The organism is Actinocorallia longicatena (genome assembly GCF_039534125.1).
GTDB lineage: Bacteria > Actinomycetota > Actinomycetes > Streptosporangiales > Streptosporangiaceae > Actinocorallia > Actinocorallia longicatena.
Genome location: NZ_BAAAUV010000001.1, coordinates 518697 through 535489 on the forward strand (window position 1 = coordinate 518697; position 16793 = coordinate 535489).

Genomic DNA, 16793 nt, shown 5'->3' on the forward strand with positions numbered 1-16793 from the left:
TCCTCACGCTCACCGCGTTCGAAACCGACCTCGGCCGAGAACCGGGTTCAGGAGCCGCCGCGGGCGTTGTAGACCGTGACGTCGTCGCGGGCCCCGTAGGCGCGGAAGACCTCGACGGCCTCCTCCCGGAGCGGGCTGAGAACGACCTCGATGCCCCGGGCGGCGAACTGGTCGGCCCAGTCCTCGCGCATCGGGCCCTCGTCGAATCCGGTCAGCTTCTCCAGCTCCGGCCCGTCTCCGGCGAGGAGAAGACGGCGGACGCCCGACCACAGGACCGCTCCGTAACACATGACGCACGGCCGCCAGTTGACGACGATCTCCAGCGGCGGCAGCCCGTCCCCGCCCAGGTCCCACACGCCGAGCCGGGTCTGGGCCAGCGACAGCGCGACGGCCTCCGCGTGCGTCCCCGACAGATTCGAGGCGAGCACGAGGTTCACCCCGGCCGAGACGATCCGCCCCGTCCCGCTCTCCACGACGATCGCGGCGAACGGCCCGCCCGAGCCTTCGCGGTGGTTGCGATCGGCGAGCCGGTTGACCAGCCGGACGCGGTCGTCGTCGGAGGCCAGGCGCTCGGGGACGTCGGCGAGCAGGTCCGGAACCCAGGCGGGCAGCGAAGCGCCGAAGGAGAGGGCGAGTGCGGAGGTGTCCATGGTTTCCCCTTTCACGGGCGGAAGCGCTCAGGCGGTGAAGAAGTGGCTGAGGCCGAGGTCGCGCAGTCCGCGACGGTAGGCGACGGAGCTGCGGTCGGCGGGGATGTTGACCTCGATCCGTGGGTCGAGGGGCAGGTTCTCGGGCCGCTGCACCTCCACGATCTCCCGGTCTTCCTCGAAGATCTGCCGGTTGAACGCCTCGATCTCGGCGGCCGGCTGTTCGGTGGCGAAGTTCTTGGCGATCGGGCAGAACATCCGGGTCCTGCGCGCCGACACCGGTGAGGCCGCGTTGAGGATGTTGAGCCGTCCGCCCTCGGGGAAGTGCACGACGAGTTGCGCGGTGAAGGGCAGGTCGACGTCGAAGCGCCGCAGCCAGCGGAAGCCTTCCGGTGACTTCAGGCCCGTGGCGTGCGGGTAGTTGGCGACCGTGCTCCAGTAGTCGGCGGAGAAGCCGCGGTCGTTCCGCGCCGTCCTGTAGTCGGGGACCTCGGTGTTCGCGGGATCGGCGAAGGAGCCGGCGTGCACGAACGCGAAGTGCGCGACGTCGATGAAGCCCTCGACCTGGCGTCCGGCGAAGGCGGCGATGTCGATTCCCGGGCAGGTGACCTGCTGGAAGCCCGGATCGTCCCAGTGGATCATCTCCGGCGGCGCCTGCCCGGCGCCGGGGCGGAGGCACGTCCAGACGAGGCCGTACCGCACGACCGCGGGGTGGGTCGTGAGCCGCATCCGGTCGGGGATCTTCGCCTCGGGGTGGGCCGGGACGGCCACACACCGGCCTCCCGCTCCGAACTTCAGCCCGTGGTAGGCGCAGGACACGCCGGTGCCGTCGCCGCTGCCGAGGCTGAGCGGGACGCCGCGGTGAGGGCAGATGTCCCCGGCGACGACGATCTCTCCGTCCGCGCGGTAGACCACCAGGCGCTCGTCCAGGAGGACGACGGGCAGCGGAGCGTTCCCGACGTCCGCCGTGCGGGCGACGGGGTACCAGTAGCGGGCGAGGATCTCCCGGTCGGCGGGGTCGAAGGTGCTGTCGGACGGATCGGGCATGGAACTCCTCGGAAGCGAGGGAAGGGACGGCAGGCGACGAGACGTGCCCGGTTCACCTTCCGTGCGCGATCCGTCCCCTGGTCCATGCCGTGCGATGAACGCCCCGGCGGAGGTCCGCACATCGCGACACCCGTTCCTCCCCTCCGCCGCCGTTCCGTCTCCAGGCTGACCGATCTTGTTTGCCGACCGGTTCCGGCCGGGTGAACGCCCTGTTGCGCGTCAGCGGAAAGGGCCGCCGGTCAGTGGCTGATGGGGACGGCCTTGGCGTTGAAGCACGGCGAGGCCCTCACCATGGCCTGCCTGGGCTTCCGCTGGTTCAACATCGGAACCTTCACCGCGGTCTGCCTCGTCATGCTCCTCCCCAGCTGGATGGCTCTTACGTCTGCAGGCGGAATCAGGTGCGGTCTCGTCGGAGGTCGTGAGGGTTGTGTGGCTGTTCTTCTCCGATGCTGATCTCGCGCTTGTCAGCGGCCGAGCTTGAGGAGGATGGTGCCGAGGTCGCGGCGGGCGTGGAGGGTGTCCGGATGGTCGGCGCCCAGCGCGCTGGTCCGGCCGTTCACCGCTGATCGAAGTGCCGTCTCGGCTTCGGTGAGGCGGCCGAGCTCGCCGAGGAAGGCGCCGACGTTATGGAAGGCGGTGAAAGTGTCGGGGTGGTCGGGGCCCAGAAGGCTGAGCCGTCCCTCGAGGACCGCACGCAGTTCTGCCTCGGCTTCTCCACTGTGACCCAGTCCCCAGAGTGCTCGGCCGAGTTCCTGGCGGCTCCACAGGGTGTCGAGGTGGTCGGGGCCGAGGATCCGCGACCGGCCTTGCGCCGCGGCGCGGAACTCGGTGACGGCGTGCTGGAGCCGCCCCTGGTCCCTCAGGACCTCGGCGAGGTCGTGCCGTCCCCACAGAGTGTCGACGTGGTCGGGACCCAGGACCCGGAGACGGCCGTCGACGGCGGCACGCAGCTCTGTCTCCGCCTCGGGTAGTTGTTCGAGGACTCGGAGAAGAGCGCCGAGGTTGTGGTGAGCCCAAAGCGTCTCGTAGCGGTCAGGGCCCTGGACGCGGAGCCGTCCGTCCCGGGAGATTCTGAGGTGCTGCTCTGCTTCGGCGAACCGGCCGAGGCGCCAGAGGGTGCGACCGAGGTCCTCGCGGCTCCGCAGGGTGTCGACGTGGTCAGGATCCAGGACCCGGAGACGGCCTTCGAGAGAGGTGAGGAGCTCGGCGGCAGCATCCTCCAGCCGCCCGAGTTCGCGGAGCGTGACCCCGAGTATCCAGTGTTCGCGGAGGGTGTCTGGATGGTCAGGACCCAGAGACTGCCGCCGCGCGTTCAGCGCGGCGCGCAGCTCGGCCTCACCTTCGCCGACGTTCTGCCGTTCGGGGACGGTTCGGAGACGGGCAGGTGCCGGTGGCCTGGTGGAATCCGGATGGCCCACCAGGGCCATCAAGACGTCGGTGGCCGTGGGGCGCCGGTCGGGGTTCTTGTCCAACGCGGCGACGATCAGACGATGAACGGGGTCGGGCAGCGCGGAGAATTCGGGCTCGGCATGGACGATCTTCCACATGATGCTGTGCATCCCGTCGCCGCCGAAGGCCGGCCGCCCGGTACCCGCGTAGACCATGGTCAGAGCCCAGGAGAACAGATCACTGGCCGGACCGACGGGGCCACCGGTGATCTGTTCGGGGGACATGTAAGCCGGTGTGCCGACCAGGCCGCTGGTCTGCGTCGCGACGGTGTCCAGGGCACGGGCGATCCCGAAGTCGATGACCCGCGGGCCGTCAGGTCCGATGAGCACGTTGTTCGGTTTGAAGTCGCGATGGACGATCCCGGCCTGGTGGATCGCGGCCAAAGCCGAGACGGTGCCGACCGCCAGCCGTTCCAGCGCCCCCGCGCCCCGCGGCCCGTCACGGGTGACCGACTCCTGCAGGGAACGCCCGTGAACGTACTCACTGACGACGTAGGGAACAGCGCCGACCGTGGACGCCTCCAGAACCTGAGCCGTGCAGAACCCGGCCACCCTGCGCGTGGCGTCGACCTCCCGCAGGAATCGCCTCAGCGCCTGGTCATCGCCGGCGAACCGGGCGTGCAGAACCTTGACCGCGACCGTGGCCCCGTCCGGCGCCTCCGCCAGATAGACCCGTCCCTGCCCGCCCTCGCCCAGCACCCTGATCAGACGGTAGCCCGCGATCTCCGGCAGGCCCTCCCCGAACTCCCCAGGCCCTGCCACCTCGCACCTCCACCCTGGGCGGCCATTGAGGACATTGGACCATGAGAACACCCTCGGCGAACGACCGTCCGGACAAGTCGGATGAACGCCCCCTGCTGAGCCCCCGTTCACAGCGGGTCGCCGAGAACGTCGGCTCGAGGCGGCTCAAGCGCACTCCGGGTATGTCGTCAGCGGCATGGGCGGTCGTTCCGGGTTGACCTTGACGTAGCGTCAGGGTCGCATGCTGGCGGCATGAGCAATCCAGCGGTGGACGGCCCCGCGATTCAGGTGCGAGGTCTCGAGAAGTCGTTCAGAGATCTGCGCGTGCTTCGCGGTGTGGATCTCGAGGTGGCGCGGGGAAGCATCTTCGCGCTGCTCGGGGCGAACGGGGCGGGCAAGACGACCCTGGTGAAAATCCTCGCCACGCTGCTCAAGGCCGATGCGGGCAGTGCACGCATCAACGGATTCGATGCCACGACGCGGGCCGCCGACGTCCGTGAGTCGATCAGCATGACCGGGCAGTTCGCCGCCGTCGACGAGATCCTCAGCGGGCGCGAGAACCTCGTCCTGGTCGCGAAGCTGCGGCACCTGAGAGAACCGGGGGCCGTCGCGGACGACCTGCTGCGCCGTTTCTCGCTGACCGACGCCGGGGCCCGGCGGGCCTCGACCTACTCCGGAGGCATGCGCCGCCGCCTGGACATCGCGATGAGCCTCATCGGCAGGCCGGCGGTCGTCTTCCTCGACGAGCCGACGACCGGGCTCGACCCGGAAGCCCGCCTCGAGGTCTGGCAGACCGTCAAGGACCTCGCCTCGACCGGCACGACCGTACTGCTCACCACCCAGCACCTGGAAGAGGCGGAGCAACTCGCCGACCGGATCGCGATCCTGCACCACGGCCGGATCATCGTCGACGGCACCCTGGCGGAGCTCAAGGCGCTGCTGCCCCCCGCCGAAACCGCATACGTCGAGAAGCAGCCCTCCCTCGAGGACGTCTTCTTCGCGGTCATCGGCCGGGAAGACACGGAGTAAGGAAACGATCATGGCAACGCACTTTCTCGGCGACACCGCGGTCCTCACCGGACGGAGCCTGCGCCACGTCACCCGCAGCGTCGACACCATCATCACGACCGCGATCACGCCGATCGCGCTGATGCTGCTGTTCGTCTACGTGTTCGGCGGAGCGATCGACACCGGGACGTCCTCCTACCTGGACTACATGCTGCCCGGCATCCTGCTCATCACCATCGCCTCGGGCGTCTCCTACACCGCGTTCCGGCTTTTCACCGATCTGCGGGGCGGGATCTTCGAAAGGTTCCAGTCGATGCCGATCGCCCGCTCCAGCGTGCTGTGGGCACACGTCCTGACCTCGCTGGCCGCGAACATGATCTCGCTGGCGGTCGTCGTCATCGTCGCGGTCGTCATGGGTTTCCGCTCAGACGCCGGGGTCGCGGCCTGGCTCGCGGTCGTCGGCATCCTGCTGCTGTTCACCCTGGCGCTGACCTGGATCGCGGTGATTCCCGGGCTCACCGCCAAGACCATGGAAGGCGCGAGCGCGTTCTCCTATCCGCTCATCTTCCTGCCGTTCATCAGCTCGGCGTTCGTCCCCACCGGCACCATGCCCGGCCCCGTGCGGGCCTTCGCCGAGCACCAGCCGGTGACCTCGATCGTCAACACGATCCGGGCGCTGTTCACCGGGCAGCCGGCCGGCAGCGAGATCTGGACCGCCCTCGCCTGGTGCGCCGGCGCCCTCATCGTCGCCTACCTGTGGGCCGATCGCGTCTACAGACGCAAGCTCTCCTGAGAGCCGCCGACCGGGCCCCGACGGGGAAGGGCAGAATCAGACCATGCTGACGATCGGTCAACTGGCGGCCTACACCGACGTCACGGTGCGGACGGTCCGGCACTACCACCAGATCGGGCTCCTGCCCGAGCCCGGCCGGGACGCCTCGGGCTACCGGCGGTACGGAGCGGGGGCCGTCGTGGCCCTCATCAAGATCCGCACCCTCGCCCACGCCGGCGTTCCGCTGTCGCAGATCGGCCGCCTGCTCGAAGCCGACGAGCAGGACTTCGCCGCAGCGATCCGGCAGATCGACGACCGGCTGCGCGGGGAGATCGAGCGGCTCCGGTCCAGCCGCGAACAGGTCACCCGGCTCGCCTCCGGGGACAGTCTCGTGCTTCCCGCGGAGGTCGTCGGCTATCTCGACCGGCTCCGGAAGCTCGGCGTCTCGGAACGCATGCTGGAGGGCGAGCGGGACGGCTGGATCCTGATCTCGGCCCGCTGGCCCGACCGCATCCAGGAGATCGTCACCTGGAAGATCGCCGAGCTCGAAGATCCGCGCCTCGTCCGGCTCTACCTCATCCTCTCCGAACTCCTCAAGATCGACGGCGACGACGACCCGCGGCTGGAGGAGGCGGCCGACATTATGGCCGAACTGGCCGACGAAGCCTACGCCGCCGGACACACCGACTTCGGCGGACCGGACGACGACCCCCTCCCCTTCGACCTCCTCGACTCCCTCGCCGACGAAGCCGACCCCCGAGCCGAACGCCTCCGCGTCCTTCTCCGGGAACGGGGCTGGAACGGCTGGACCCGCCTCGAACGCCTGGACCCGCCCGACCGCCCCCCGAACCAGCCATGACCACGATCAGGCGGCACCACCCACGTGCGCTCCCTCCGAACGGATCAGCGGGTGCGGTGGACGACTCGTCGTCGGGAGGCACTCTTAGTTGCCTTTCCCACGTGCCCGATCAGGCCAATCGACCGGCCGGGCCGGGCCGGACATGCCGGAGGTTCGCGAGTTCGACCGGCTCCGCCTGGACGACCAGCGCAGCCCCCGCGACCGACACCCGTAACGCGATGACGTGCTGCACGTACCCGAATCCCGCCAGGGGCCCGTCTGCCTAATGATCCCCGGCACCGCGTCCGCTGGTCCTACGCGGCCTTCTCTCCGGTAGCGGGCAGGTCGCGGATGAAGGCGCCCATCTCCTCCAGAGAGCGCAGGCCCTCCCGGCAGAAGTCGGCGAAGATCTGGAAGACGTGGGGCTGGCGGTCCCAGACGACGAGGGTGACGGGCACACCGGCGTCCGACAGGCGTCCGGCCATCAGCTCGGCGTCCACCCGCAGGATCTCGGTCGACCCCACATGGATGAGGGTCGGCGGCAACGCGGCGAGGGCCCCGTTGACGGGCGAGTGCAGCGGCTCCAGCACGATGCCGCCGAGCAGCACCGGGGTGAGTTCGGACAGCAGAGCGCCGGGGATGTAGGGGTCGAGCAGCAGGTTGGCGTGGGCGAGCTTGTCGGTGTGGTCGAGGTCGGTCAGCGGCGACATCGCCACCAGGCCGCCGGGTGCGGGCAGCCCGTCCAGAACGGCCTGCAGCGCCGCCGCGAACGTCAGGAACCCGCCGGCCGAGTCCCCGGCGATCACGATCTCGTCCGCCCGGTACCCCTCCTCCAGCAGGAACTCGTACGCCGTCACGCAGTCGGCGATCGATCCCAGGAGCGTCGTGCCGGGCAGCTGCCGGTAGGCCACCGACAGCGCGGGAGCCCCCGACGCCGCCGACAGCCGCGCCACCATGCGCCGGTGCGTGCGCAGCCCTCCGACCACGAACCCGCCCCCGTGCAGGTAGAGAACGACCCGGCCGCTCCCCTTCATGGCCTCCACCCCCGGCCCGGCGATCCACTCCGCCCCGAACCCGTCGAACCGTACAGCCGCCCGGCGTGTGCCCGGCGGCGTCACCAGGACCGCGCACAGCGGGTCGAGGGCCTTCCACAGGCGCATCCCGAACGGAGTGAACAGCACGTACCGCATCAGCGGCCGCAACCAGAAGCGCAGGAAGAACGTGAACACCCGTGCGGGCACCCCCACGCCGTGCCGCTCCTCCACCACCCGTCCCATGACGGCCTCCCATCGAGCAAACGCTTGGCCTCAAAGTTATCGGAGGGCCTGGACGGTGCCGGAAGCGGCCAGGACATGTTCGTAGAAGCCACAAAAGCTGCGATCCCTCCGCCCCACGAACTCCGCGCCCTCCCTACCGAACAGCGGCGCGACCAGCCCACCAGCGTCGAGGAGACCCAAGGCAATGGCGCCCTCCCGCTTCGGCCGGAGTCAACGGAGCGGTGCCGGGAACGGCACAGGGCTCTGGCCGTCGTCGTGGAAGGCCCGGTCCGCGGACTCGTCCCCACTGCCGGCCGGGAGCGTCAGGTAGCGGGTCAGCAGGGTGACGAGCTCGTCTTCGAAGTGGGCCAGCCGGTGGGGACCGTCGCCGGTGACGTAGCGATGGACCGCGGACTCGATCGTGATGACGACGAGGCGGGCCGCCATGGCCGGGTCGGCGACCGTCACGGACGGATCGGACGTGAGGAGCGACTCCGCCAGCGTCACCGCCCTGGCTTCGGCCTCCCGCAGGAACTCCAGGAATTCGGGCGATCGGGGGGCCTGCTCGAACAGGACGCGGTGCAGGGCCGGATCGTGCCGGTGGTTGTCGATGGCGGCGCGGACGAACAGACGGATCGTCTCCTGCATCGTCTCGGGGAGCGGGCCCCACGCCAGCAGTTCCTCCATGGCGGCGATCCCCGAGCGGGCGTGTGCGGTGGCCAGTTCCAGCAGGATCGCGTCCTTGTTCGGGAAGTACTGGTAGAGCGACCCGATCGAGTGGCCGGCGGCCTCGGCGATCCGGTTGGTGGTACCCGCGGTGTACCCGTGCTCGGAGAAAACGCGAGCAGCCGCCGCGAGCAGGCGCTCCCGGGTCTCCATCGCGCGCAGCTGACCTGGGGTCTTTCTGGGCCGAAGCCGCCTGTCCGCCATCGCCGCTCCCTGTGTGAAAGCGAGTAGCCACCGGGCCGCTCGGCTACCCACCATTGCATGTGAGGCAACCCTAACCATCGCTGCTCACGGAGGTCTCTCATGCCCACGATCGCTCTGGTCCTCTCTTTCGTATGGGCGCTTTCGGCGTTCGTCCTGCGTGCCTGGATCCAGTGGAGGCGCTACGGCGACACCGGCTTGCGCGGCCCCGGCAAGGGCGCGGGGCGTCCGATCGCGCTGCTGCTCTCGGCGGGCCTCCTCTGCGGCGCCGCCGGATCAGCGGGCGCGCTCCTCGGGCTGGATCCGCTCGCCTTTCTCGATCACACGGTCGTGAGCCGGGCGGGCCTGGCGGTCGCCGTGGCGGGCGTAGTCGGGACGGTCATCACCCAGCTGGCGATGGGGGCGTCCTGGCGAGTCGGCGTCGATCCCGCCGAGCGCACCGACCTCGTCACGTCGGGCCCCTTCGGCCTGGTCCGGAACCCGATCTACAGCGCCATGATCACCACCGTCGCGGGACTGGCCGCGATGACCCCCAACGCGGTCGCCCTCGCCGGGCTCCTGCTCACGATCCTGGCCATCGAACTCCAGGTCCGCGTCGTCGAGGAACCCCACCTGCGTCGCGTCCACGGCTCCTCGTTCGACCACTACACCGCCTCCGTCGGCCGCTTCCTCCCCCTCACGGGCCGCTCCTGACACCGTCCCCGGACGATCAGCCGGAAATGCGCGGTGCGATCATCGTCGGTGGCGCTCAGCCGCTGACGACCTGCCGCGGCTGGTCTTCACCTGCCGCCGTCCGGTGCTCGACCCGCCGGCCAGGGGTCGCGCCGACCCTGCGGATGCTCGGCGGCATCGCCCCTCGACGTCGGTGCCGCCGTTCGCTGAGCGCTCCGACGCCGCGGAGCACCCGAGCCGCGCGATGGCCGCTACGAGCGGTGTGCTCATCCCTGTCCGCGGGCTGTGTCTCCTTGGCCTTTCCTGCCTCGGGCAGGACCTCGACGCCACCGCGTTGGTGGGTGCGCTGAGCGCCCGGTTCGGCCGACCGTCCTGAGCGGCGCCCTAACAGTCGTCTCAGGTTCGCTCGGTAGGACGGAGGCATCAGATCAGCGATGAACCCGTAGGTAGGAGGCTCGTGATGGCAGTCAGCGCAGCGTCGGCCGGTCGGTTGACCGGCCGGTGGGTGCCGTGGTTGGTGATCGGCATGTGGGTGGTGCTGGCGGCGTTCATGGTGCCGCTGAGCGGAAAGCTGAGCTCGGTCACCACCGATGCAGCTGTGGACACCCTGCCGGCCAGTGCCGAGTCCACCAAGGTGGCGATGCTGGAGGACGGTCTCCCCGGCGGGGAGGACAACACGTTCGTCTTCGTGTACCACCGAGCCGGCGGCATGACCGACGCCGACCGCGCGACGGTCGAGCGCCACTACGCCACCCTCTCCAAGCGTTACCCGCCCAAGGCGGCGGCACCGGCCGGAGACGAAGACGAAGGCCCGCCGACGAGACCCTCCGCCGACGGCGAGGCGATGATGTTCACCCTCCCGGTGAGCACGGCCTACGGCGGGCCGGAGGCGATCGTCGGCCCGTTGCGCGACGCCGCGAAGGACCGCCCCGCCGGCCTGGAACTCGACGTGACCGGCCCGGCCGCGGTCGACGGAGACATGGACGCCGTCTTCGACGGCATCGACCTGCAGGTCCTGCTCACCACCATCGTCGTCGTCGCGCTCCTGCTGATGCTCACCTACCGAAGCCCGGTGCTGTGGTTCATCCCGCTGATGGTCGTGGGTGCGGCCGCACTGACCGCGATGGCAACCGTGTACCTGCTCGTCAAGGGCTTCGGCATCGTGGTCAACGACCAGAATTCGGCGCTGCTGACGATCCTGGTGTTCGGCGTCGGCACGGACTACGCACTGCTGCTCATCGCCCGCTACCGGGAGACACTTCACCATCACGAGAACGTCAGGGTCGCGATGGTCCACGCGCTGCGCGGCGCGGCGCCGGCCATCGTCGCATCCGCGGCCACCGTGGTGGCCGGCCTGCTCTGCCTGCTCGTCGCGGACCTGAACAGCACCAGCGGGCTGGGCCCGATCGGTGCGGCCGGCGTGCTGTGCGCGCTGGTGGCCATGCTGACGCTGTTCCCGGCGGTGCTCGTGGTGCTCGGCAGGCGGATCTTCTGGCCGGCCATCCCGCGGTTCGGCACGGCCGTGGCGGAGAAGCCTGGGTTGTGGGGACGGCTCGGCACCGCCATCAGCCGCCGCCGGTGGGTGGCGACGCTCGGCTCGCTCGGAGTCCTCTGCGTGCTCGCCATCGGGCTGGTGGGCAACACCGGCGCCCTTCGGGAGCAGGACCAGTTCCTGTCCGCGCCGGAGTCGGTCACCGGCTTCACCGTGGTCAGCGAGCACTTCCCTGAGCTCGGCGGCCAGCCGATGACGATCTTCACTCGGCCGGCGTACCAGGAGCGGGTGCTCGCCATCGTCAAGGGCACTCGCGGTGTGGCCCAGGCCCTCCCGGGTGAGACCAATGGCGGCTGGGCCGACATCTCCGTGTTCCCGGCGGACGCGCCGGACACCGTCGCGGAGTACGACACGATCAAGCGGGTGCGCGCAGCCGTGCACGCGGTGAGCGGGGCGGAGGCGATCGTCGGCGGGCCGAGTGCGGAGAGCCTCGACACCGAGGTGACCACCAGCCGCGACGAGAAGCTGGTGATCCCGCTGGTGCTCGCCGTCGTCCTGATCGTTCTCGGGCTGCTGCTGCGGGCGATCGTGGCCCCGCTGGTCCTCATGGCCACCGTGATCGTCTCCTTCGCCGCGGCCTTCGGCGGCAGCGTGTTCGTCTTCGACGCGATCCTCGGGTTCAAGGGCATCGACTCTTCGGTGCCGCTGCTGGCATTCCTGTTCCTGGTGGCGCTCGGCGTCGACTACAACATCTTCCTGACCAGCCGGGCCCGGGAGGAGACCGCGCGTCTCGGCACCGGAGAGGGCATGCTCAAAGCCCTCTCCGCCACCGGTGGCGTCATCACCTCGGCGGGACTGGTCCTGGCGGCCACGTTCGCGGTCCTCGCCACGCTTCCGCTGGTGATGCTGATCGAGGTCGGGTTCCTGGTCTCCTTCGGCGTGCTGCTCGACGCCCTGCTGGTGCGGTCGGTCCTGGTGCCCGCCCTCACCCTGCTGATCGGCCGGCGGATCTGGTGGCCGAGCCGGCTGTCCCGTCCAGCGGCGGAACTGCCCAACGGTCAGCAGTCGCTCGCCGACGACGAGGAGCCCGCGCCGCAACGGTGAGCGCGGCGGCACCAACGAGATCCGGGACGGGGACCCACGCCCGTCCCGGATCTCGTTCGTGCGCCCGACGGCCACCGCCCTTTGGTCCCGCGACGGGGCCGGGGTCGGCGCATCGCGGTGTCCTGCCCCGTGGTGGGCCGCGCGGGCCGTTGCCCGGTGGCCGCCGCCCATGGATCCTGCGCCACGCGGCGGGACGGGTCAGCGCATCGGGGCGGGCAGGGCCGCGGCCGGAAGGTCGACCCGGAGCAGTGCGCCACCGCGTGCGGAGCGGGCGACGGTGGCCCGGCCGCCGTGGGCGTCGACGACCCGCTGCACGATCGACAGCCCCAGACCGGATCCCGGCAACGCCCTGGCGCTGTCAGCACGGTAGAACCGGTCGAACACCCGCGGTACGTCGGCGGCGTCGATGCCCGGACCGGCGTCGTCGACCTCGAGCACCGCCGACGCGCCCTCGGCACGGAGCCGGACCTGGACAGGCTGGTCCGCGGGGGACCACTTGCCGGCGTTGTCGATGAGGTTGAGCACCGCCCGCTGGAGCGCGGCGGGACGTCCACTCACCCACACGGAGGTCACGTCGAGCGCGACCTCGATGGCGGGCACACGGGAACGCGCCCGGGTCGCGGCGGCCACCACCACGTCGGCGAGGTCGAGCAGCTCGGTGCTCTCGTCGCTGACGTCACCGCGCGCCAGGTCGGTCAGCTCGGCGGCAAGGGTGCTCAGCTCGGCCACCTGGGCGCCGAGATCGTCGAGCAGCCGGGTCCGGCTCTCCGCCGGCAGCGCGCTGTCCAGAGTGCCGCGCCGATCGAGCCGGATCAGCAGCTCGACATTGAGGCGCAGGCTGGTGAGCGGGGTCTTGAGCTCGTGGGCGGCGTCCTCGGCGAGCAGCCGCTGGGCCCGCCGGGAGTCCCGGAGCGCAGCGAGCATGTCGTTGATCGACTGGATCAGGCGCCGGACCTCCCCACCGCCCTCATCCGGGATGTCCGCGTCGAGATCCCGGGTGTGCGCGACCCGTACCGCGGCGGCGGTCAGCCGGTCGATCGGTGCCAGCCCGGTCCGCGCCACGGTCCGTCCGACAAGGGCGCCGCCGACCACGCAGAGCAGCCCGATCAGCAGCATGCCCAACCCGAACCGGGTGATCGGGCTGTCGTCGTCGGCGACACGAGCCACCTGGACCGCTCCGTCGCCCGCCCGCAGCGTGTAGATGAGGTAGCCGTCGCTGTCGTCCGCCTCCATCAGGTCGGCTGAGGCGCCCCGCGCCACGCGCCCGGCGTGCTCGCTGACCGAGGGCAGCGCGGGTTGGCCGGCCGGCGTCCGGGTCGAGCCGTCGGGCAGGACGACCCGCACCAGCCGACCGGATCCGGGATACGGCGGCAGCTGGACCTGCGCCAGACCGGCGCGCTCCGCGTCCGTCGCCAGGACGCGGGAGTCGGCGCGGAGCTGCTTCCCGGCGACGTCCTGCAACTCCCGGTCCAGTAGCTCGATGCCCACCTGGAGGGCCCCGAACACGCTGACCGCGATGGCCGTCGCCGCGATCACCGTCAGCCTGGTCCGCAGGGACCGGCGACGCCACCATCGGGCCAATCGGCGCGGTTCCCGGTCGGCGGGCCCGCTCACGGAGGAGTCTCTCGCAACGTGTATCCCAGGCCGCGCAGCGTGTAGATCAATCGCGGCTCACCTTCGGCCTCCAGCTTGCGGCGCAGGTAGCTCACGTAGACCTGGAGGTTGTTGGCGGTGGCGCTCATGTCGAAACCCCAGATCGCCTCGAACAGCGCGTCGCGGGTCAAGACCCGGGTCGCGTTGCGCATGAGGACCTGCAGGAGTGAGAACTCGGTCCGGGTCAGACGCAGCGGCCGATCGCCACGCCACGCCTCGAACCTGTCGGGATCGAGCCGGACGTCGGCGAACGACAGAATCTGCGCGTCGCCGTCGGGCGGCATGCGCCGGCGCAGCAGGGCCCGCACCCGGGCCAGCAGCTCCTCGGTGGCGAACGGCTTGGGCAGGTAGTCGTCGGCGCCCGCGTCCAGCCCCGCGACCCGGTCGGAGACCTGGTCACGGGCGGTCAGCATCAGCACCGGCAGATCCCGGCCCGCGGCCCGCAGCCGTCGGCAGGTCTCCAACCCGCCGAGGCGGGGCATCATCACATCGAGGATCAGCAGATCCAGCGTGTCGCCGCCGACCCCACCGACCCCGTCGAGCACGGCGAGACCGTTGGCGACGGTGCGGGTGTCGTAACCCTCGACCTGGAGCACCCGCTCCAGCGACTCACGGATGGCCCTCTCATCATCCGCGATCATGATCCGCACGCCGGCCCGCCCCCTTCCAGTCGATGCTTTTTCCGCTCATTGTCCCCGATCAACCTGAGGCCAGGCTTAGAGCGGTCACGAGAGAGACATCGCCAGCTCGAACAAATCCCCGGGCGGGGCTGCCCAGGCAACCAGCCCATGGGGTTTGTGGTGGCTGAACCATGCGTCTTGCTGGACGCCAGTGGCTTGCCAGGTGATCATTGCTTTGGCGCCGGTGCTCGCACGTTGGTTGACGCAGATCCCGACCGCCCAGTCCAGACCATGAAAGATCTTGATCTCCCGACTCCAGAGGTCAGTTCATTCCCGGGGAAGAATGAGACTCCCACCTTCCTTGAGATGATGTTCTTCCGATGCCTGCCTCACCTTCTTCCTCCGCTCAAGCCGCCCGGCAGCGCCTCGCAGCCCAGTTGCGGGAGATGCGCAGAGCCGCGGGGATCACTGGCGTGCAGTTCGCCAGGGAGGCCGGGTGGGCTGACTCGTCTCTTGCCTCTGCGATCGAACTCGGCAAGAGAACGATCACCGTGGAGCACGTGCGGCTCTGGTGCCGGATCTGCGGAGCGTCCGGGGGGCTCACCACAGACCTTCTGGCGGAGCAGGCTCAGGTCGCCGGAATGTGGGTGACCTATCAGCAGCTCAATCGGGGTGGTCTGAAGGGCGCCCAGAAGTCGATCCGCCAGGTCTACGAAGAGTTGACACTTGCCCGCTCCTACCAGCCGAAGGTGTTCTCCGGCATGGTCCAGACAGAGGACTACACCCGCGCTGCCATGGCAGGTGTGGTGATCGAACAGGGCGTCGACGTCGAGAACCCGGCCGAGGACCTGGCGGCGGCCGTAGCCGAACGCATGGACCGTCAGACGATGCTGAATCGCACCGACGCGAAATGGCTGTTCCTCATGGAGGAGTGGGTTCTCTGGGTCCGCCCGTATCCACCGCAGGTCCACCGCGAGCAGCTCCGGCACCTGCTGGAGGTGATGCGGCGGCCCAACGTCGTCGTCGGGATCATCCCCATGAACACCTTCCGACGGGGCATCCATCCGGAGGAGGCGTTCGACATCACCGACTCCCACATGGCCACGGTCGAGCTGGCCAGCGGCTACCTGTCGGTGACGCGCCCCGATGAGGTGAGGATGTACACCGAGCTGTGGGACCGTCTGTGGTCCCTCGCCACCTTCAAGAACGCAGCCGCCTTGATCGAGCGTGCGATGGACCGCTAGGCCGGCTTGTAGTCGGCGTGCGGGATCCCCCGTTCCCAGAGCATCTCGAACATCCCGACCACCGGCAGGATCGAGCGGGGGTCGGTGACGTACTCCATGCGGCCGGTGTCGGTGCCGTCCCCGGCGGTGAAGTTGTAGGCGACCAGCCGCTGGTCGTACATGAAGAAATCCGCCACCGGGTGCGGCAGATCGAAGGCCAGATGACGCGGCAGCCATCGCAGCTCCTCGCCGGCCTCGACGTTGCCATAGCTGATCGCGTGCTCCCACCGGATGTAGTCGCTGACCGGCTCAGAGACGATCCGGAGCCGCCGGAACCTGACTCCGCGCCCGACGGCTCCGCCGACGAGCGTCTTCCATCCTTCCCATGCCTCGTAGCCGGTGTCCCCGTCCTCCTTCCACTTCACGAAAGCCGGATCGGTCGCATCGTAGGTGTCCCGCGCCTCGAGGTGGACCACGGACCGGACGGAGCTGTCCAACAGAGCTTCGAAGGTCGGCTCGCCATAGCCCTCTCTTCCCTTCTCATACGTCCGCGTCAGTGCTTCAAGAATGTCGGGGACTTCCTCCGGCGGGAGCCATACCGCGGTCTCATCGTCGGCGATCGAGGTGTGCTTCGTGAGGCGGGCCAGGGCCTCCTGGTCGACGACCGTCCGGCCAACGAAGTAGGGCGCACCGGTGGCCGGGTCGACGAACACCGCGATGCACTTGTTCGAGGGAGAGCCGTCGTCCATGCCGACGAAGTCGAGTTCTTCCACAGCAAGCCTCCGGGATGGCTCGGGGGTACGGGTCTGAGAATCCCTTCCAGCGTTCCCGAGGCTCGAGCGGTTCAAGCGATCCGGAGGTGTCTAACTCTGTCTAATCCATGGCCATATCAGGCGACGCGCTCCTACCGTCAAGGACATGAGCGTCAGCGAAGCAAGCGCGGTCGAGCTTCCCCAAAGCGGCCAGGCGACGGGAATCGGCTTCCCCCCGACTTCGCCGGGTCCGCCCATGACTGCACCTCACCCGAGCTGACGAAGCGGTGCGTCCCTACCGAGGCATCAACGAGTCCCAAGCCGTCTTAGTCGAGGCCTGGCATCTCCACCATCTCGGCCATCGTCAAGCTCATCGGTGATACCCCGGGCGGGTCTTGATCTCATATCCGGCCTTTCCGGTGCACGCACTCATCCTGCTGCCATAAGGCCACTCGGCCAGCGTCGCCTTGCGGAGAGGCGTGCGCGAGATCGTCGGCCTTGTCCCCATCTCCTCCGGGTGGAGGGTACCGCTGGATGTGTGCGCCACTACCGATGGTCGCCGTCCGCCCGGAGGTCTGCACGACCAGTGCGCG

14 protein-coding genes are annotated in these 16793 nt (G+C 69.6%); 6 read left to right on the forward strand and 8 right to left on the reverse strand.

Going from position 1 to position 16793, the window contains the following annotated elements; genetic code table 11:
* Positions 1-47 precede the first annotated feature (47 nt).
* From ABD785_RS02295 to ABD785_RS02305, 3 genes are all read right to left on the reverse strand, one after another.
* Positions 48-650 (reverse strand): nucleoside deaminase, encoded by a 603-nt coding sequence (locus ABD785_RS02295; RefSeq protein ID WP_344821508.1) that lies wholly within the window; start codon positions 648-650, stop codon positions 48-50.
* 27 nt (positions 651-677) lie between these two features.
* A complete protein-coding gene (locus ABD785_RS02300; protein WP_344821510.1) occupies positions 678-1694 on the reverse strand; it encodes a Rieske 2Fe-2S domain-containing protein in 1017 nt (338 codons plus the stop codon).
* Between the two features lie 464 nt (positions 1695-2158).
* Positions 2159-3904, reverse strand: a complete 1746-nt coding sequence (locus ABD785_RS02305) for a serine/threonine-protein kinase (protein ID WP_344821512.1) — start codon at positions 3902-3904, stop codon at positions 2159-2161.
* Between the two features lie 231 nt (positions 3905-4135).
* Here ABD785_RS02305 and ABD785_RS02310 point away from each other — a divergent pair, with 231 nt between their 5' ends.
* Genes ABD785_RS02310 through ABD785_RS02320 form a run of 3 tightly spaced genes read left to right on the forward strand, consistent with a single transcriptional unit; the run spans position 4136 to position 6522 of the window.
* Positions 4136-4912, forward strand: coding sequence for an ABC transporter ATP-binding protein (locus ABD785_RS02310; RefSeq protein ID WP_344821514.1), 777 nt, complete (start codon positions 4136-4138; stop codon positions 4910-4912).
* A 10-nt stretch (positions 4913-4922) separates the two neighbouring features.
* A complete protein-coding gene (locus tag ABD785_RS02315; protein ID WP_344821516.1) occupies positions 4923-5684 on the forward strand; it encodes an ABC transporter permease in 762 nt (253 codons plus the stop codon).
* 43 nt (positions 5685-5727) lie between these two features.
* Positions 5728-6522: a MerR family transcriptional regulator gene (locus tag ABD785_RS02320; protein ID WP_344821518.1), complete on the forward strand. Its 795-nt coding sequence runs from the start codon at positions 5728-5730 to the stop codon at positions 6520-6522.
* A 293-nt stretch (positions 6523-6815) separates the two neighbouring features.
* Here ABD785_RS02320 and ABD785_RS02325 read toward each other — a convergent pair whose 3' ends face one another.
* Positions 6816-7778, reverse strand: a complete 963-nt coding sequence (locus ABD785_RS02325) for an alpha/beta hydrolase (RefSeq protein WP_344821520.1) — start codon at positions 7776-7778, stop codon at positions 6816-6818.
* Positions 7779-7988: 210 nt separating this feature from the next.
* Positions 7989-8636: a TetR/AcrR family transcriptional regulator gene (locus tag ABD785_RS02330; RefSeq protein WP_344821522.1), complete on the reverse strand. Its 648-nt coding sequence runs from the start codon at positions 8634-8636 to the stop codon at positions 7989-7991.
* A gap of 150 nt (positions 8637-8786) precedes the next feature.
* Between ABD785_RS02330 and ABD785_RS02335 the strand changes: the two genes are divergently transcribed.
* Together ABD785_RS02335 and ABD785_RS02340 are read left to right on the forward strand one after the other, a co-directional pair.
* The gene (locus tag ABD785_RS02335; protein ID WP_344821523.1) at positions 8787-9377 is read left to right on the forward strand and encodes a methyltransferase family protein; all 591 of its coding nucleotides are present in this window, start codon (positions 8787-8789) and stop codon (positions 9375-9377) included.
* A gap of 439 nt (positions 9378-9816) precedes the next feature.
* Positions 9817-11952 carry an MMPL family transporter gene (locus ABD785_RS02340; protein ID WP_344821524.1) on the forward strand — a complete coding sequence of 712 codons (2136 nt, stop codon included), beginning with the start codon at positions 9817-9819 and terminating at the stop codon, positions 11950-11952.
* A gap of 198 nt (positions 11953-12150) precedes the next feature.
* Here the strand turns inward: ABD785_RS02340 and ABD785_RS02345 are convergent, their stop codons facing one another.
* Together ABD785_RS02345 and ABD785_RS02350 are read right to left on the reverse strand one after the other, a co-directional pair.
* Entirely contained in the window at positions 12151-13566 is a 1416-nt protein-coding gene (locus tag ABD785_RS02345; protein WP_344821529.1) for a HAMP domain-containing sensor histidine kinase, read from the reverse strand.
* Positions 13563-14246, reverse strand: coding sequence for a response regulator transcription factor (locus ABD785_RS02350; RefSeq protein WP_425547716.1), 684 nt, complete (start codon positions 14244-14246; stop codon positions 13563-13565). The genes ABD785_RS02345 and ABD785_RS02350 overlap by 4 nt, the downstream gene beginning before the upstream one ends.
* A 359-nt stretch (positions 14247-14605) precedes the next feature.
* On the opposite strand from ABD785_RS02350, the gene ABD785_RS02355 reads away from it, so the two are divergent.
* Positions 14606-15469 carry a helix-turn-helix domain-containing protein gene (locus ABD785_RS02355; RefSeq protein ID WP_344821533.1) on the forward strand — a complete coding sequence of 288 codons (864 nt, stop codon included), beginning with the start codon at positions 14606-14608 and terminating at the stop codon, positions 15467-15469.
* On the opposite strand, the gene ABD785_RS02360 is transcribed toward ABD785_RS02355, so the two are convergent.
* On the reverse strand, positions 15466-16221 hold the full coding sequence (locus ABD785_RS02360; RefSeq protein ID WP_344821535.1) for a DUF6879 family protein: 756 nt from the start codon (positions 16219-16221) through the stop codon (positions 15466-15468). The two genes, ABD785_RS02355 and ABD785_RS02360, sit on opposite strands and share 4 nt — an antisense overlap.
* Positions 16222-16793 lie beyond the last annotated feature (572 nt).